General features: G+C 70.9%; 14 protein-coding genes. 4 read left to right on the top strand and 10 right to left on the bottom strand.

Features of this window, described 5'->3' with window-relative positions; genetic code table 11:
- Nucleotides 1-46: 46 nt before the first annotated feature.
- From LOZ83_RS18070 to LOZ83_RS18060, 3 genes are read right to left on the bottom strand one after another with little or no spacing between them, the layout of a single operon-like run.
- The gene (locus LOZ83_RS18070) at nt 47-901 is read right to left on the bottom strand and encodes an acyl-CoA thioesterase II (protein ID WP_236791947.1); all 855 of its coding nucleotides are present in this window, start codon (nt 899-901) and stop codon (nt 47-49) included.
- Nucleotides 898-2,058: an acyl-CoA dehydrogenase family protein gene (locus LOZ83_RS18065; RefSeq protein ID WP_236791946.1), complete on the bottom strand. Its 1,161-nt coding sequence runs from the start codon at nt 2,056-2,058 to the stop codon at nt 898-900. Before LOZ83_RS18065 ends, LOZ83_RS18070 begins: the two co-directional genes overlap by 4 nt.
- Nucleotides 2,058-3,143, bottom strand: coding sequence for an acyl-CoA dehydrogenase family protein (locus tag LOZ83_RS18060; RefSeq protein ID WP_236791945.1), 1,086 nt, complete (start codon nt 3,141-3,143; stop codon nt 2,058-2,060). Before LOZ83_RS18060 ends, LOZ83_RS18065 begins: the two co-directional genes overlap by 1 nt.
- A 122-nt stretch (nt 3,144-3,265) precedes the next feature.
- On the opposite strand from LOZ83_RS18060, the gene LOZ83_RS18055 reads away from it, so the two are divergent.
- Nucleotides 3,266-4,495, top strand: a complete 1,230-nt coding sequence (locus tag LOZ83_RS18055; RefSeq protein WP_236791944.1) for an amidohydrolase family protein — start codon at nt 3,266-3,268, stop codon at nt 4,493-4,495.
- Between the two features lie 159 nt (nt 4,496-4,654).
- Here LOZ83_RS18055 and LOZ83_RS18050 read toward each other — a convergent pair whose 3' ends face one another.
- From LOZ83_RS18050 to LOZ83_RS18040, 3 genes are all read right to left on the bottom strand, one after another.
- Entirely contained in the window at nt 4,655-5,290 is a 636-nt protein-coding gene (locus LOZ83_RS18050; protein WP_236791943.1) for a hypothetical protein, read from the bottom strand.
- Between the two features lie 88 nt (nt 5,291-5,378).
- The gene (locus LOZ83_RS18045) at nt 5,379-7,694 is read right to left on the bottom strand and encodes a LuxR C-terminal-related transcriptional regulator (RefSeq protein ID WP_236791942.1); all 2,316 of its coding nucleotides are present in this window, start codon (nt 7,692-7,694) and stop codon (nt 5,379-5,381) included.
- Nucleotides 7,695-7,867: 173 nt separating this feature from the next.
- Nucleotides 7,868-8,635 (bottom strand): SDR family NAD(P)-dependent oxidoreductase, encoded by a 768-nt coding sequence (locus LOZ83_RS18040; RefSeq protein ID WP_236791941.1) that lies wholly within the window; start codon nt 8,633-8,635, stop codon nt 7,868-7,870.
- 140 nt (nt 8,636-8,775) lie between these two features.
- Here LOZ83_RS18040 and LOZ83_RS18035 point away from each other — a divergent pair, with 140 nt between their 5' ends.
- A complete protein-coding gene (locus LOZ83_RS18035) occupies nt 8,776-9,948 on the top strand; it encodes a thiolase family protein (protein ID WP_236791940.1) in 1,173 nt (390 codons plus the stop codon).
- 48 nt (nt 9,949-9,996) lie between these two features.
- Complete coding sequence (locus LOZ83_RS18030) at nt 9,997-12,144, top strand: acyl-CoA dehydrogenase (RefSeq protein ID WP_236791939.1); 2,148 nt, start codon at nt 9,997-9,999, stop codon at nt 12,142-12,144.
- A gap of 15 nt (nt 12,145-12,159) precedes the next feature.
- Here the strand turns inward: LOZ83_RS18030 and LOZ83_RS18025 are convergent, their stop codons facing one another.
- Nucleotides 12,160-12,918 (bottom strand): FadR/GntR family transcriptional regulator, encoded by a 759-nt coding sequence (locus LOZ83_RS18025; protein ID WP_236791938.1) that lies wholly within the window; start codon nt 12,916-12,918, stop codon nt 12,160-12,162.
- A 320-nt stretch (nt 12,919-13,238) separates the two neighbouring features.
- On the bottom strand, nt 13,239-14,099 hold the full coding sequence (locus tag LOZ83_RS18020) for an alpha/beta fold hydrolase (RefSeq protein ID WP_236791937.1): 861 nt from the start codon (nt 14,097-14,099) through the stop codon (nt 13,239-13,241).
- 124 nt (nt 14,100-14,223) lie between these two features.
- Between LOZ83_RS18020 and LOZ83_RS40420 the strand changes: the two genes are divergently transcribed.
- On the top strand, nt 14,224-15,174 hold the full coding sequence (locus LOZ83_RS40420; protein ID WP_236791936.1) for a VOC family protein: 951 nt from the start codon (nt 14,224-14,226) through the stop codon (nt 15,172-15,174).
- Between the two features lie 2 nt (nt 15,175-15,176).
- On the opposite strand, the gene LOZ83_RS18010 is transcribed toward LOZ83_RS40420, so the two are convergent.
- Both LOZ83_RS18010 and LOZ83_RS18005 read right to left on the bottom strand, forming a co-directional pair.
- Nucleotides 15,177-15,776 (bottom strand): TetR/AcrR family transcriptional regulator, encoded by a 600-nt coding sequence (locus tag LOZ83_RS18010; protein ID WP_236791935.1) that lies wholly within the window; start codon nt 15,774-15,776, stop codon nt 15,177-15,179.
- A gap of 72 nt (nt 15,777-15,848) precedes the next feature.
- Complete coding sequence (locus LOZ83_RS18005) at nt 15,849-16,688, bottom strand: SDR family NAD(P)-dependent oxidoreductase (protein ID WP_236791934.1); 840 nt, start codon at nt 16,686-16,688, stop codon at nt 15,849-15,851.
- Between the last annotated feature and the right edge of the window lie 10 nt (nt 16,689-16,698).

Genomic DNA, 16,698 nt, shown 5'->3' with positions numbered 1-16,698 from the left:
AACAGCGGCCGGCACGCGCCTCGCGTGCCGGCCGTTTCTCGTTGGGCTACATGACGCCGGACTGCGGTCCGCGCGCGCGGATCATCGAGTCCTGGCTGAAGGACGACACAAGCGTCCCGTCCTGGGTGAAGATCCGGCCGGTCCCGTAGACGCGGCCCCGGCCCGTGTAGGTGGCCTCGTTGGTCAGCAGGTGCCAGTCCGCCGCGTCGGACGCCTCGTGGAACGTCAGCGTGTGCGTGACAACGCCCGTGGACAGCGAGGCGTGTGCCATGTTCCAGCCGACGCCCGGGTGTGGGCGCATCGCCGCCCCGATCAGCATGTTGTCGGTGTACCAGGCCGAAATCGCGTGGTTGCGGGCCCGATCCCCGCGCGGCGCGTCCGGCCACCGGACCCACACCGCGACCTCGGGCGGTCCGACCTGATCCGGGTCGCCGAGGTCCACGTCGCCGACCATCCGCACCTCGGCCCCGTGGTGGCTCATGACCTCGGACGGTTTGGCCTGCTCCGGGCCGCCGACCGCCGGCAGCGGCGGCTGATGCCGGATGACGTCCTCCTCCACGGTGTCGAGCAGGACCGTGGCCCGGCTGATATGCCGCTGCCCCTGCTTCACCGCCACCCCGACGGTCGCCATCGTGCGTCCCGAGTGCAGCGTGTCGACCGAGAATTCGAGCGGCTGGGCCACATTTCCGGCGCGCGGGAACATGATCTGCAACGACCGCACGACCTTGTCCTCGTGTGAGGCGGCCGCGGCCATCAGCACCTGGCCCATCAGCTGCCCGCCGAAAACCGGCCGGCCGTCCCCGACCAGCACGCTTTCGCCGCGGAACTCGTCCGCGGCCGGACTGGTCAGCTCGAGCGCCTGAATCGCCGTCAGCATCCCGTTTCCCTTCGTCTCGCTCATCGGCTGCGGGGCAGGCCGAGCGAACCCCGGCCCACGTTGTTCCGCCAGATGTCCGTGGTGCCGCCGTAGATCTGCGTCGCGGGGGCCATCGCCCGGGCCCACGCCGCGCTGCCCTGGGCGACCGCCCCGTCCGCCCCGTCGGCCAGCACCCCGGCCGGTGCCATCAGGTCGACCAGCAGGTCCGCGTCGCGAAGCAACGTCTCCGACGCGGTGACCTTCCCGAACTCCGAAGGCGTGTTCCACTCCACCTCGATGTCGAGCAGGACCCCGGCGAGGGTGTTCCGCACGAGCGGGTCGTCGATGGCCAGGACGCCGGGCTCCACCTCGGTGGTGCGCGCCCATTCGACCGCCAGCCCCAGCACTTCCTCCAGAGTGCGGACGAACGCCGCGCCCATCGAGCCGTTCAGCTCGGCCAGTTCGCTGCCCTCGCCGGCACCGTGCTCGGCGGCGAGTGGTTCGGAGACGACCCGCCAGCCCTCGCCGACCGCACCGAGCCGGTAGCTGTCGGCCACCCGGACGTCCCGGTAGAAGGTCATGTTGGTGCCCACGTGTCCCATGGCGTGGATGGGTTTCACCTCGATGCCGGGCGTGTCCATCGGCACCAGGAACATCGTGAGCGACTTGTGTTTCTCCTCCACCGGGCCGGTCCGCGCCAGCAGGAACACGTAGTCCGCGATCTCGGCGTAGGTGGTGAACATCTTCGCGCCGTTGATCACCCACTCGTCCCCGTCCGGCACCGCCCGGGTGCGCGCGGCGGCCATGTCCGAGCCGCTGTCCGGTTCGCTGTAGCCGAGGCAGAACGACGCCCGCCCGCTCTCCAGCGCCGGCAGCGCCGACGCCCGCAGCTGGTCCGAACCGTACTTGCGCACCGTGGGCAGGATCAGGTCGTTGCCGAACCTCGGCACGCGGTACTCGATCTGCAGCAGGTCGAGGATCCGGGCCCGGACCGCGTCGAGCTCCGCGCCGCCCTGCGACCGCGGGCTGCGCGGGTGCACCCAGCCGCGCTGCGCGAGTTGCTCGATGAGTTCCTTGGTCGGGCGATCGTGGTCGAGGTTCAGCGCGTGCGGGTCGGGTGTCCAGTGGTTCTCGAAGACTTCGCGCACCTCCGCTTCGAAGGCCCGCTGTTCGTCGTCGAGCTCGATCCGGCTGAAGTCCATCACGCACCTCCGGCGGCGACGAGGGAACGATCGGGCGCCGGCCGCCGCCCGGCCCGGTCGAGTGCGGTGGCGATCTCGGCGAGGTGGGCGCGGCTGCCGCCGCCGAGCCGGCCCCAGAGCGCGGACCGCCGGTGGTACAGGCTGACATCCGATTCGAGCATGAGGCCGAAGCCGCCGTGGACGTGCACGCAGTCGTCGGTGATCCGGGGCGCGACCCGGGCGGCGTTGGCGAGCGCCATCACCGGCAACTCCGGGCGTGCCAAGGGTTCCTCGGCCTGGAACCAGGCCGCCTTCAGTGTCAGGTTCCGCGCCGCCTGGACGGCCTCGTGCGCGTCGACCAGGCGGTGGCCGACGGCTTGGAACGCCGCGATCGGGACGCCGAACTGGTGCCGTTCCAGCGCGTAGCCGCGGGCCAGTGAGACCGCCCCGTCGCCGAGGCCCACCAGTGCCGCGGCGGTGGCGATCCGCCACTCGGAAAGCGCTTCCCGCCACGCCGCCTCGGCGGCGCCACCGGTCGCCAGCACGGTCTGCGAGACCTCCGGATCCGCCGGGTCCCACCAGGCGACCGGCGCCGCGGCGTCGTTGGCCGCCTGGGGCGGCGGGGAGTCCCGGCGCAGCAGCACCAGCTCGGCGCCGCGGCGGGCGAGCACCCCGCGGGCCAGGGCGCCGCTGGGGACCAGCTGCCGCCCCGAACCAGTGGGGGACAGCGGTGCCAGCGAGTAGATCGTCTCGCCGGACACGGCCGCGTCCACATCGATGTCGATGCCATCGAGGCGGAGGAGGGCACGGGTCGCGACGGCGTGGTCGGCGAGTGGCACGGGGGCGAGGGTGCGCCCGGCCGCCTCGGCGGCGAACGCCAGCTCGACGAGCCCGGCTCCCTGGCCGCCGCGCGCCTCGGGGAACGCCAGCCCGACGATGCCGGCGTGCTCGGCGTTCTGCCAGAGCGCCGCGTCGAAACCGAGCGGCTCGGCCGCCCGGACGACCTCGGCGGGGGAGTGCCGGCCGAAGAAGCCGGCGAGCATCGCGCGGACCTCGGTCTGCTGCTCGTCGAAGGAATAGTCGTTCCGGCGCAGTTCGATGGTCATGCTCCTCTTCCAGTGCGTGCGGACGTCTGTACACAATGGACTGGACGTGGTTATGGAATGCTTAATAGTGTACCCTACGGTATGAGCATTCACAGACCTTCGGACCGGGAAGGATCCATCACATGACCGAGGCGTCAGCTCAGTTCACAGATGCGCCGATCTTCGACGCCGACCAGCACATGTACGAGACGCCGGAGGCGCTGACCCGGTACCTGCCGGAGAAGTACCGCTCCGCCGTGCAGTTCGTCCAAGTGGGCAAGCGAACGAGGATCGCGATCCTCAACAAGATCACCGACTACATCCCCAACCCCACCTTCGACCGGGTCGCCGCGCCGGGTGCGTACGAGGCGTTCTATTCGGGCAACAACCCGGAGAGCAAGTCGCTGAAGGAGCTCGGCGGCCGGGGCGTCGACTCGATTCCCGCCTGGCGCGAGCCCGGGGCCCGGATGAAGGTCCTGGACGAGCAGGGCGTCGACAGCACGCTGGTGTTCCCCACGCTGGCCAACCTGGTCGAGCACTCGGCCGCGGAGGACCCCGAGCTCGTCGTGGCGGTGATGCACGCGCTGAACCGCTGGATGCTCGACCAGTGGCAGTACGTCTACCAGAACCGGCTGTTCATGACGCCGGTCATCAGCTGCGCCCTCGTCGACGATGCCCGCCGCGAGCTGGAGTACGTCATCGAGAACGGCGCCAAGGCCGTGCTGATGAAGCCGGCGCCGGTGAAGGGCCTGCGGGGCTGGCGTTCGCCGGCGCTGCCGGAGTTCGACCCGTTCTGGGCCGACGTGCAGAGCGCGAACATCCCCGTCGTGCTGCACGCGAGCCAGCCGCCGCTGACCGACTACGTCAACCGGTGGGAGCCGCCGACGACGGCCAGCGCGTTCGGCGCCAGCGCGTTCCGCCGGGTGGTGCTGGGGCACCGCGAGATCGCGGACATGCTGGCGAGCCTGATCTGCCACGGCACGGTCACCCGGTTCCCGAAGCTGCGCATCGCGAGCATCGAGAACGGCAGCCACTGGATCAAGTCGCTGTTCACCGAGCTGGAGGTCCAGTACTCCAAGGAGCCGACCTCGTTCCCGGAGAACCCGATCGAGGCGTTCCGCCGCAACATCTGGGTCAGCCCGTTCTGGGAGGGTTCGGTCGAGGACGTCGTCAACACCGTCGGCTGGGACAAGGTCCTGTTCGGGTCGGACTACCCGCACCCCGAGGGCCTGGAGACGCCGAAGGGCTACTTCAAGTACGCCGAGGGCATGTCCGAGAAGCGCACCTACGACTTCATGGGTGACAACACGCGCCGCTTCATGGGCCTGCCGGTGGTCTACAAGGCGGAGGAGAAGGCGCCGGTGCCGGCCTGACCGGCGCCGCGAATGACTCGGGGGGCCCGCGCCTGCGCGAGCCCCCCGAATTCTTTCTTACCAATTCGACCGAAAGTAGGCGGACACGGTCTGCGACCGACCTGCTTGTAGACACCCGTTTCCGCCGTGGCTGCCGTCGGATTGGTAACGACGGCACAGTCAGCGAAATGATCTGAACAACGTGTCGGATCCGGCGCTCGACACCGAGTGGGTCAGGCCGTCGAAATCGAACACGCGCTGCCCGTCGCACACCCGCACGACGCGCTCGGCGAACGTCTCGTGCCGGTCGTCGGGCAGCAGGGTGTCGTAGAGCCGGTCGAAGTAGTAGTCGTAGTCGCTGCGCGGCAGGTTCGCGCACAGGATCTCGCCCACCTCGCACGAAAGATCGGTGGCGTACCGGATCATCAGGTGCAGGCACAGCTGCTCGGCCAGCGAGCGCGGCACCGGGCGCCACCCGTGCTCGAGCGCGCTCGTCATCATGCCGAACGCCCGCAGCAAGTGGTGGACGAACACCGGGCGCCCGCTGGAGAACAGCAGCGTCTCGAGATCGCCGGACAGCGTCACGCCCGCGGCCAGCAGCATGGCCGCCGTGCGGGGCGTGACGTCGGGTACCGCGCAATGCGGGCACGCGTCGTAAGCACAGGCGACGCATTCGGCACAATCATCGCGGCAGTCGCCGCACACCGGGCACGGTGCCGAGCACGCCACGGTCGGAAACCTCGTCAAGCCGGAATCCGGCACGGACTCGGGAGCGGACAGTATTCGGGTGCCACCAGGGGCCTGCTCAACGTTCACCAATCGTCCTCCGCCGTTGGAAACGATGCCTTCACATCGATCATGCTTCCCCGCACGGCGCGGGACGTCCGTATTCACGCGTACGTAGCTACGTACCCGTTCCCTGGCCGGCCAGCCAGCTCGCGATCTGGGCCCGGGAGGTGAAGCCCAGCTTGGTCAGGATGTGCTCGACGTGGGTCTCCGCGGTGCGCTGGGAGATCACCAGCTTGCTCGCGATCTCCTTGTTGGTCAGCCCGTGGGTGACCAACTCCGCGACCTCCTGCTCGCGCCGGGTCAGGGTGCCGGGCGCGGCGGCCCGGCGCGGACCGGGCCGGTCCTTCTTCCACGCGAGGGCCAGGTCCAGGCCTTCCTCCGGATCGAGCGCGCGTCCTCGTTCGACGGCCCGCTCGAACGCCTCGTCGCCGAGCGCCGCGCGCAGCCGGGCGACCGCGTCGTCGTGCGTCGGCTCCACCCAGCTGGCGCGCACGATCGGACCGCCCATCTCGGCCCGGAACGTGTCGGCCACGCCGAGCATTTCGGCGGCCTGGCGGGGGGCGCGCTCCGCCGTGGCGCAGGCGAGCATCTCCAGGCAGACGGCCAGGCCGTGCCCGTCACCCGTGGCCCGTTTCAGCGCGAGACTCTCCAGGAGCAGCTCGATCCCGCGGGCTGTCTGGCCCTGCTGCCAGTGCAGGGTGCCGGCGGTCCACAGCGCGTACGAGCGGAACCAGACGTCGCCGGTCTCGCCGCACAGGCGCAGCGTCTCGTCGTAGGCGGCGAGCGCGCGTTCGGTGTCGCCGGTGGCCCCGTAGGACATCTGCAGGATGATCAGCGACATGATCTCGTGCTGGTGGTCCCCGGCCGCGCGAAAGACCTCCAGTGCCTGTTCGCCGCCCGCGATCGCCTGCGGCAGCTCGCCGACGAACAGGTGGTACATGCCCAGCACGTGGGTCATCAGCGCCCGGGTGCGCTCGTCCTGGTCGCGGGCGAGCCGGGTGCCCATCGCGATGAGCGGCTTCGCCTGCGAGGGATTGCCGCCGACGATCGCGAGCGCCGCCGCGGTCGCCAGCGCGCGGACGTGCCGACCGGCCGACACCGGGCCGGCGGACAGCAGGCGTTCGATCCAGCGCGCGCCCTCCGCGAGCGCGCGCTGCGCGATCCAGTGCTCGCGCAGGTCGGTGGCGATGTCCAGGCCCGGCTCGGCTTCCCCGGGCGTGGCCAGGCAGAACTCGAGCGCGCGGCGCAGGTTCGGGTGCTCGAGACCCCGGCGCTGGACCAACTCGCGCTGCCGGCTGCTGAACCAGCTGCCCGCGGCCTCGGCGGCGAACGCGGCGTAGTGGTCGCGGTGGCGCCGCTGGACGAGGTCCTGGAGTCCCGACTCGCGCAGCTGGTCCTCGCCGAAGCGGCGGATCACTTCGATCATGCGGTAGCGCGTCCGGCCGTGGTGGTCCTCGCTCGTCACGACGGATTTTTCCACCAGCGACAGGAGAGTCTCCAGCAGCCGCTCGGGCGGCACCTGGTCGTCCGGGCACACCGCGCCGAGCGCGTCGGTGTCGAAACCGCCCTGGAACACCGACGCGACCGCCCACAGCCGCCGCTCCTCGGGCGTGCACAGCTCGTAGCTCCACTCGATGCAGCCGCGCAGCGTGCGCTGCCGTTCGGGCGAGTTCCGGCTGCCGGTGCTGAGCAGCCGGAGGTGATCGCTCAGCCCGGCCAGCAGGTCCTCGATCGCCAGTCCCCGCAGGCGCACGGCGGCGAGTTCCAGCGCGAGCGGGATCCCGTCCAGCTGACGGCAGATCGAGACCACGGCGGCGCGGTTTTCTTCGGTCACCGCGAAACCGGGACACGCGGCCCGGGCGCGGTCGGCGAACAGGCGGATGGCGTCGTGGGTGTCGGCGTGCTCGGCGGAGGTGCCGGTGGAGGGCACCGCGAGCGGGGCGATCGGCAGGACCGTCTCCCCGCGGATCCCGATCGGTTCGCGGCTGGTGGCCAGCACGCGCACGTGCGGGCAGGCCCGCAGCACCGTGTCCACGAGGAGGGCGCAGGCGTCGAGCAGGTGCTCGCAGTTGTCCAGGACCAGCAGCGCGGTGCGGTTCCGGAGGTGATCGGCCAGCCCCTGCAGCGCCGAATCGCGGCCGTGCGTCGACAGGCCCAGGGTGCCGGCGACGACCTCGGGCACCAGCGCGGCATCGTCGAGGGTGGCCAGTTCGACGAACCAGACACCCTCGGGAAACGCGCGGCACAGCTCTTCGGCGGCCCGCAGTGCGAGCCGGGTCTTGCCGACCCCACCGAACCCGGTGAGCGTGAGCAGGCGGCTGTCGGTGAGCGCCCGCTTGACGTCGGCGCGTTCCGCTCGCCGTCCGACGAACGTGGTCACCTCGGCCGGCAGGTTCCCGCTGAGCCGCCGCGACGACGTTGGCGCAGCCATTCGGCCAGTGTAGCCGAAACGAGGGCCGTTTCGTAGCCGCGCGCTACGGCCGTGGCCTGCACGTCAGGGCCGCCGTGCATTGGATCGGTACAACTTACGGCAAGATCTTCGGTAAGCTATCCCGTCAGGCCGACGCGGCCGGCACGCGAGGAGCGCGTGCCGGCCGGCGGCGGTCAGATGTTGAAGCGCAGCGCGCCGTCGATCCGGATGACGGTGCCGTTGAGGTAGTCGTTCTCGGCGATGTGCTGAGCCAGCCGGGCGTACTCGTCGGCGTGGCCCATCCGCTTCGGGTTCGGCACGCCGGGGCCCCACTTGGCCTGCGCGTCCTCCTCGCTCATCTTGTACGCGGGCGTGAAGAACGTGCCGGGGGCGATGCACATGACCCGGACGCCGGTCGGCGCGAGATCGCGCGCCGCGGTCAGGGTCAGGCCGATCACCCCGCCCTTGGCGGCGGAGTAGTCGCTCTGGCCCACCTGGCCCTCGAACCCGGCGATGCTGGCGGTGGAGATCACGACCCCGCGCTGGTTGTCCTCCAACGGTTCGTTGCGGGTCATGGCCGCGGCGGCCTTGCTCATCACGCGGTAGGTGCCGGTGAGGAAGATGTCGACGGTCCTGGCGAAGACCTCGGCGGGGTAGGCCTCGCCCTTGCGGTTCACCATCCGCCGGGCGGCGGCCGGTCCACCGTGGACGATGACGGTCGTGCGCAGCGGGGCCAGCCCGGCCGCGATCGCGATCGCCTCGTCCACGGAGTCGTCGCTGGTGACGTCGGTGGGCACGAAGGTCGCCGCGTCGCCGAGCTCGTCCGCGAGCGCCTTGCCCTTGTCCTCCGCGAGGTCCGCGATGACCACCTTCGCCCCCGCGGCGACGAGCCTGCGGGTGGTCGCCGCGCCGAAGCCGCCGGCACCGCCGGTCACGAGTGCGGACGATCCGGAAAGGTCCATGATTCCTCCTTGGGAAGGCGCTGCGGGCGTCGCTGCCGGAAGCGGTTCCGGGCCCGCCGTGACTACTGTACTGTCGTAGTTATCGTAATGACTACTATTACGTGTCGCAGACTCGGGTACTCACCCTCAGAGAGGTGCACATGTCCGCTCCGGTCATCGTCAGCGCGGCTCGCACGGCCATCGGCACGACAGGGAAAGGCACGCTCGCCGACACCAGCGGGGAGACGCTCGCCGCGGCGATCGTGGAGGAGACCGTGCGCCGCTCCGGGCTCGAGCCCGCGAAGTTCGACGACGTGATCCTCGCCGAAAGCCTTTACGGCGGCGGCGATCTGGCCCGCCACGCCGCCGTGGCCACCGGGATGCCCAGTGTGTCCGGAGTGGCCGTGAACCGGCACTGCGCGGGCAGCCTCACCTCTATCGGCATGGCGGCGGCGTCGATCGGCTCGGGGATGGAGTCGGCGATCGTGGCGGGCGGTGTGCAGGCGACCTCGATGGGGCCGCGCCTGCGCCAGCGTGTCCCGGGCACCACCGACGAGTACGTCGACTGGTTCCCGCCGACCCACCCGGACTCGCCCGAGGCGCCGAACCGCGACATGTCCATCTCCGTGGGCTGGAACACCGCGAAGGAAGCCGGGATCACCCGCGAGGAGCAGGACGCCTGGGCGTACCGGTCGCACGTCCGCGCGATCGAGGCGATCGACGCCGGCAAGTTCACCGACGAGATCGTCCCGCTCAAGCTGACCAAGCCGGGCGGCGCGGTGGTCGAGTTCGCCGTGGACGAGCACCCGCGGCGCACGACGACACTGGAGAAGCTGGCCTCGCTCAAGGTTTTGCACCCCGAGATCCCCGGGTTTTCCATCACCGCGGGCAATGCCAGCGGGATCAACGACGCGGCCGCCGCGGTGGCGGTGGCCGGCGCGGAATTCGCCGCCGCCGAAGGGCTGACACCGCTGGCGAAGATCATCGCCTGGGGCGCGGCCGGGGTCGAGCCCGCGCGGATGGGTTTCGGCGGGCTCGACGCCGCCGAGAAGGTGCTGGCGCGGGCGGGCCGGACGGCCGCCGACGTGACCCTGTGGGAGATCAACGAGGCGTTCGCCTCCGTCCCGATCGCCGTCTGCCGGGCGCTCGGCCTCGACGAGGAGCGGGTCAACTTCAGCGGTAGCGGGTGCAGCCTCGGCCACCCGGTGGCCGCCTCGGGCGCGCGCATGATCGTCACGCTCGTGCACGAGCTGCGCCGCCGCGGCGGTGGTCTCGGGATGGCGGCGATGTGCGCGGGCGGCGGTCAGGGCGGTGCCGTCCTGATCGAGGTCTGACTCCGGAAACAGCACAGTACGAACCGCGCCGACCCGAGGAGCTGCCCGATGGGGCTTGCCATCACCGAAGAACACCAGGAACTCGCGACCGTCGTCCGCGAGTTCGCCACCGAGCAGCGGGTCCGGGCCGCGGCGCGCGCCGCGCTGGACCCGGACGCGCCCGCCGCGCCCGACGTGTGGAAGCGGATCGCCGACCTGGGCTGGCTCGGGCTGCACCTGCCGGAGTCGGCGGGCGGGTCCGGGTTCGGCCTGGCGGAGCTGACCGTCGTCGTCGACGAGCTGGGGCACGAAATCGTTCCCGGTCGCCTGCTGCCGACTGTCACCGCGTCCGCCGTGCTGGCCGAGTCGGCCGGCGACGCGCTGCGCGAGTTCGTCACGCGGCTGGCGGACGGCTCGGCCGTCGCCGGGCTGGGGCTGGCGCCCGGCCTGACTCGTGGCGACGGGGGTGTTTTCAGCGGGGAGCTGACGGTGCTGGCGGGCCAGTGGGCGGACGTGTTCCTGCTCGCTGCCGGCGACGACCTGCTCGTCGTCCCTGCCGGTGACAGCGCGCTCGCCGTGGCCTCCGCGACCGGGTTGGATCCGTCGCTGGGACTGGCGAAGGTGACCGTCACCGGCCTGGCCCCGGCCGACGGCCACGTGCTGGCGGGAGCGGCGGGCGCCGCGATCTCACTGCTGAGGACGCTGGCCGCGGCCGAGGCCGCCGGCGGGGCGCGTGGTTGTCTGGACTTCGCGTTGGAGTACGCCAAGGTTCGGGAGCAGTTCGGGCGGCCGATCGGCAGTTTCCAGGCCATCAAGCACCACCTGGCCAGCATGCTCGTCGGCGTCGAACTCGCGACCGCGCTCGCCTGGGACGCGGCGAGGGGCGCGGCCACCGCAGCCGAGACCGCGCTGACGGCGGCGGCCGCGGCCGGGTTCGCGCTGCGCAACTACCAGGACTGCGCGCGCAAGGCCATCCAGATCTTCGGCGGCATCGGCTTCACCTGGGAACACGACGCGCACCTGTACCTGCGGCGCGCCGCCGCGCTCCAGGCCGTGGTGGCGGCGGTGGGCTCGCCCGAGGACGAGGTCTTCGCGGGCACCAAAGCCGGTGTGCGGCGGCAGTTCACCATCGACCTGCCCGAGGAAGCGGAGAGCCACCGTGCGCAGGCCCGGGAGTTCCTGGAGCGGTACCGCGCCACGCCCGAGGGCGAGCGCCGGGCGCTGCTCGCGTCGTCCGGTTACCAGGTTCCGCATTGGCCTGAACCATTCGGGCGGGGCGCGGGCGCGGTCGAGCAGCTCGTCCTGGAGGAGGAGCTGGCCGAGATCGAGACGCCCTCGCTCGGCATCGGCGGATGGGTGCTGCTGACGCTGGCGCAGACCTCGAACGACGAGCAGATCCAGCGGTGGATCGCGCCGGGCCTGCTGGGCGAGCAGCGGTGGTGCCAGCTGTTCAGCGAGCCGAACGCCGGCTCGGACGCGGCGGCCGTACAGACGCGCGGCACCCGGGTCGACGGCGGCTGGCGGGTCAGCGGCCAGAAGGTCTGGACCAGTGACGCGCAGAACTGCAACCGTGGCCTCGCGACCGTCCGCACCGACCCGGAAGCCCCCAAGCACAAGGGCATCACGGCGATGGCCATCGACCTCACCGCGCCCGGCGTCACGATCCGGCCGCTGCGCGAGATCACCGGCCAGGCGTTGTTCAACGAGGTGTTCTTCGACGACGTCTTCGTGCCCGACGAGGACGTGGTGGGGGAGCCGAACGACGGCTGGCGGGTCGCCCGGGCCACCCTCGGCAACGAGCGGGTGACCATCGGCGGCGGTTCCCGGGAAGGGCTCTCGGCCTGGGAGCTGCCCGGCATCGCGAGCCGGTACGGCGTCACCGACGTCGAGCACACCCGCGCCATCGCACGGCTGGTCACCGAGGAACAGGCGATGCGCGTGCTGAACCTGCGTCAGGCGACGCGCGCCGTGGCCGGTGCCGGGGCGGGGCCGGAGGGCAACGTGACGAAGCTGCTGTCGGCCGAGCACGCCCAGCGGGTGACCGAGCTGGCGATCGAGCTGGCCGGCACGGGCGCGGTGACCGGGGACGAGGAGACGGTCACGTTCGAGTACCTCTTCGGCCGCTGCCTGTCGATCGCGGGCGGCACGTCCGAGATCACCCGCAACGTCATCGCGGAGCGGATCCTCGGCCTGCCACGGGATCCGCTGGCTCGCTGAACGGGCGGGCGGGACTCAGGAGAGCACGTCGAGCACGGTCTCCGCGGGTCCCGCCAGCACGAACTCGCTGACCTGGGTGAGGTGCCGGCGCCAGTGGGCGACGGCCTTGTCCGCGTCCTTCTGCCGGATCAGGTCGACGACCTTGGCGTGCGCCTTCTGCACCAGCTGGACCGAGGGCCCGTTGTTCGCGTTGTCGCGGTTGGCGTTGATGACCGACTGGTTGTGCTGCTCGACGATGGCGTAGAGCATGTCGAGCAGCACGATCATGGTCTGGTTGCCGGACAGCTCCATCAGCAGCCGGTGGAACTGCAGGTCGGCCTGCTCGGAGAACGCGATGGGATCTTCCAGCAGCTGCTCGCCCTGGGCGAGTGCCTTTTCGAGGTCCTTCAGGTCCGCCGCGGTGCGCCGCCGCGCCAGGAAGTCGACGCCGCTGGCCTCCAGCGCGGTGCGCGCGGCGTACACGTCGGCCAGCGTGGTTCCGCGGTACTGCAGCAGGGTCCCGGCGTACCGGCCCGCCGTCGTGGGGTCGGGGACCAGCACGTGCGCGCCGCCGCGGGCACCCCGGCGGATCTGGATGATCTGCTCGGATTCCAGGATGCGGAAGGCCTCGCGCAGGGTGGGGCGGGAGACGCCGAACTGCTGCATCAGGGTGTTCTCGGAGGGGAGCCCGTCGCCCTCTTTGAGCTCGCCGGTGACGATCTGCCGCCGCAGCTGTGCGGCCACCATCTCGCCGGCCTTCGGCACCCGCACGGTGGTGGACCTGATGGCGGTCACGACGTCCCCTTCCGGATGATGAATGCGACTATCTTACTTGCCACGCGTGACCGCGGCGCCGCGACCGGCCCGGCGACGAATCCTGTTGTTCGGATCACTCATTCACCGCATTCGCCCAGACGAGCTGGTGGGGGGCTGGGTTCTGTTTCGTAAGCGGCGGAGCCGCTTGCTGTGGGCCGTGCACTGGCTCCGCTGCGGGTTCTGAGGTGGTTCCTGGCGAGGACAGCGGTGACGTGGTGAATTGGTCATTCATGAGGAGGCGATCCCGGGGTCAGGGGCCGCTACCCGCACCGCCACGCAAGCCACTTTCACAACACTCTCTAGCCCGCTTCCCGCACCGGTTCGCGTAGTGGCTGCGCCAGCAGGTCGGCCAGCGCCCGGTTGAACTCGGGGGCACCCTCGAACATCGACCAGTGCCCGGCGCCGCGGACCGTGCGGAGTTCGGCGGCGGGATGGCTCTGGCGCAGCGCCGCGGCGTTCACCTCGGGGCCGGGGTGGGGCGCGTCGTACTCGCCCCAGATCGCGTCCACCTGCACCGGCACCTTCGGCAGCACCGGCAGCAGCTTGTCCGGGACCACCTGGTAGTGCACGCGGCTGGTGGGGCGCGCCGTGTGCTCGTCGATCCACAGTGCCAGGTCGTCGACGTTCGCCGCGTCGTGGATCATCATCGCCCGCAGGTTGTGCCGGCGGGTCGCGCGGCGCGCGTCGTCGTCCAGGCCCCGCAAGGGTTTGAGCGCCAGGTGGGCGCCCGGCAGCGGCGTGCCGAGGCCGCCGGTGTCGACGAGCACCAGGCGCCGGACCAGGTCCGGGGCGAGTACCGCCAGGTGCGCGCCGAGGAGCCCGCCGAGGGAGAAGCCGACGACGTCGACCGCCGGCCCGGCGGGCAGGAGCAGGCGCAAGCCCTCGGCGATCGCCGCCGCGTGGCTGTCCGGGCTTTCCAAATCCGCCGGCGCCGCGGACTCGCCGTAGCCGGGCAGGTCCGCCGCCAGCACGCGTCGGTGCCGCGAGAGCTCGGCGATGTTGCGCACCCAGTGCAGCCACGATCCGTGCGAGCCGTGCAGGAGCAGCACCGGGGTGCCCGACCCCCAGGACCGCCACACCATGCTGCCGTCGCCGCACGGGGTCTCGTGCCGGCGGGACTGACGGTCGAGGCCGCGGATGATCCCGGGGGTGTTTTCCATACGCCGCAATGTATCGCGCGGCGGGCGCAGTGACAAAGATCTAATTGTTTTATTTGTTTACCTGTTTCATCTATTCTGGTCCGAGGTGATCGGCAGGTCCGGATTCGGTGAGGTGCCTCCTCGGGTGAAGAAGACAGCGAAGAAGACCGGTGACCACGGCATCGGCCAGATGATCCACGTCATCCACATGTCCGACGATGCCTGGGAGCTGCGCCGGTTCTACGAGGACGTGTTCGGCGGGCTCGTCTACATGGGCGTGGACGAGGTCACCTACCTGCCGGTCGAGGACCGGTACGCCACGATGCTCGTGATCAGCGACCTGTGCATCGAGACCATGGCGCCGAAGCTGCCCGCCGACACCGGCAAGCCGGTCGGGAAGTTCTACTCGAAGTACGGCGAGCACCTGCACTCGGTCGGCTACCTCGTCGACGACCTGCCCGGGCTCGCGGACCGGTTGCTGGGCAAGGGCGTCTACATCGGCGCGCCCGGCGGCGGCCGGATCGAGAAGCTGGACGAGGAGACCACCTACTTCTACCCGAGCCCCCGGGACACGGCCGGCCTCATGGTCGAACTCTGCGGGATCGAGATGGCCAACGACCCGCGCGATCTCGACACCTGGTCCTCGCAGGTCAAGCAGTGGCGCAGCCACCCGCTGACCATCGAGCGGTTCTCCTATGTGACGGTGGGCGTGCGGGACCTCGAGTCGGCGGTCAAGATCTACGCCGACACGCTGCAGGCGGTGCCGATCCAGGACGGCGTCGACGACGACATGCGGGCCAAGTTCCAGACCCTGCAGCTGGGCGACTGCCTGCTGCAGCTGGCCGAACCGGTGGACGCCGACTCCGATCTCGGCCGGCACGTCGCCCGGTGGGGCAACATGATCTACAGCCTGCGGTTCAAGATAGCCGACATCGAGTCCGCCTCGGCGTGGCTTAAGAAGAAGGGCGTGCGTTTCCACCAGGTGCGCCCCGGCCTGATCGTGACCGATGTCGCCGACAGCCACGGGGCACCGATCTACTTCGGCACCGAGGAGATCGAGGGCGATCCGTTCGCGGGCGGCCCCGAGCTGCCCTGAGGTCAGCTCGGCTCGGCGCCGAGCGCGCGGAAGGCGAAGTCCGTCACCAGTTCGGCGGCCTTCGCGGCGCTGATCGCGGTTGGCCGGGACATCCGGTCGGTGAAGGCTTCGCTGACGACGGCGAGGATCAGCCTGGCGTCGGTCTCGGGTTTGGCCGCGGGGAAGGAGCCGTCCGCGTGGCCCTCGCGCAGGATCTCCGCGATGGCCGCCTCGTGCTCCGTCATCACCCGCGCGTGCTCGGCCGGGTAGCCTTCGGCGCGCACCACCTCGGGGGAGTTCAGCAGCGTGACGCGCCGGCGACGCCGGGTGTGCGCGGTGAGCTCCAGGAAGCCGCGGATCCAGGCCTCCATCGCCTCGCGTGGCGAGCCCGCCGCGGCCGTCGCGGCGCGCAGCTCGGCGAACACGCGCTCGCCGTCCTGGCGGAACAGCGCCAGCAGCAGACTGTCCTTGGACTCGAAGTGGCGATAGAAAGCCCGGGTGGACAGTCCCGCAGCCGTCAGGATGTCCGTGACCGAGATACCACCGGGGCGGGCGGCCAGGCACTGGTACGTCGCGTCGACGATCCGCGTGCGTTCCGAGACCTCCGCCTGCACGGCCGTCACCCTATCTGTTCTCGCGTCCGCTGTCCGGCGGTCTGTTGAGAATAGCATTCTCGCCGCCTGGGCCGGTGTTCCTCAGCGCAGCGCGGTGTCCGGCGGCTGGATCTGCCAGCCGGCGTCCGGCCAATTGAGCCAGCCCGCGGCCGCCTTCGTCCCGCCGTCGACGTGCAGCGTGGTGCCGGTGACATACCCCGACAGGCCGGACGCGAGGAACACCACGCAGCCGGAGATGTCGGTGACCAGCCCGGCCCTGGCCATCGGGATCGCGACCCGGTTCCGTTCGGGCTGTAGCTCGGATTCGGGGGAGATCCGGGTCATGTTGGGCGTCGGGGTGTAGTCGGGCGCCACGTTGTTGACGCGGATGCCGTCCGGGGCGACCTCGACGGCCAGGGTCCGGGCGAACTGGGTGACAGCGGCCTTCGCGGCGGAGTAGACGGAAAATCCCGGCGCCGCCCGGTGGGCCTCGACGGTGGTGACGTTGATGATGCTGCCGCCGCGCCCGGCCGCCTGCATCCTGGGCACCGCGAGCGAACAGGCGTGCAGGACGTGCGTGAGGTTGATCCGGATGAGCGCGTCCCAGCCTTTCGGCCTGGTGTCGGTGAACGGGGCCCGGAACGTGCCACCGACGACGTTCACGAGGGTGTCGACCCGGCCCCACCACTCGTCGACCGCGTCGAACAACGCGGACAGCGTCTCGGGATCGCGGGCGTCACCGTGGCGTACCAGCGCGTCGTGACCCCGCTCGCCGAGAGTTTCCCGCAGGCGGTCGGTGGCCTTGTCGTCGATGTCGAGCACCGCGGTGCGGACCCCGTTGGCGGCCAGGTCGTACGTGACGGCCTCGCCGATCCCGCCCGCGCCACCGGTGATGACGGCGACCGTTCCCTGGAGCCCGCCGCGCTCTTCGAACCATCCCATGGCTTCCTCC

This window comes from Amycolatopsis sp. GM8, assembly GCF_021653975.1.
Lineage (GTDB): Bacteria > Actinomycetota > Actinomycetes > Mycobacteriales > Pseudonocardiaceae > Amycolatopsis_E.
The sequence above is the reverse complement of the archived record's forward strand: the minus strand, read 5'-3'. Positions and strand labels throughout refer to the sequence as shown.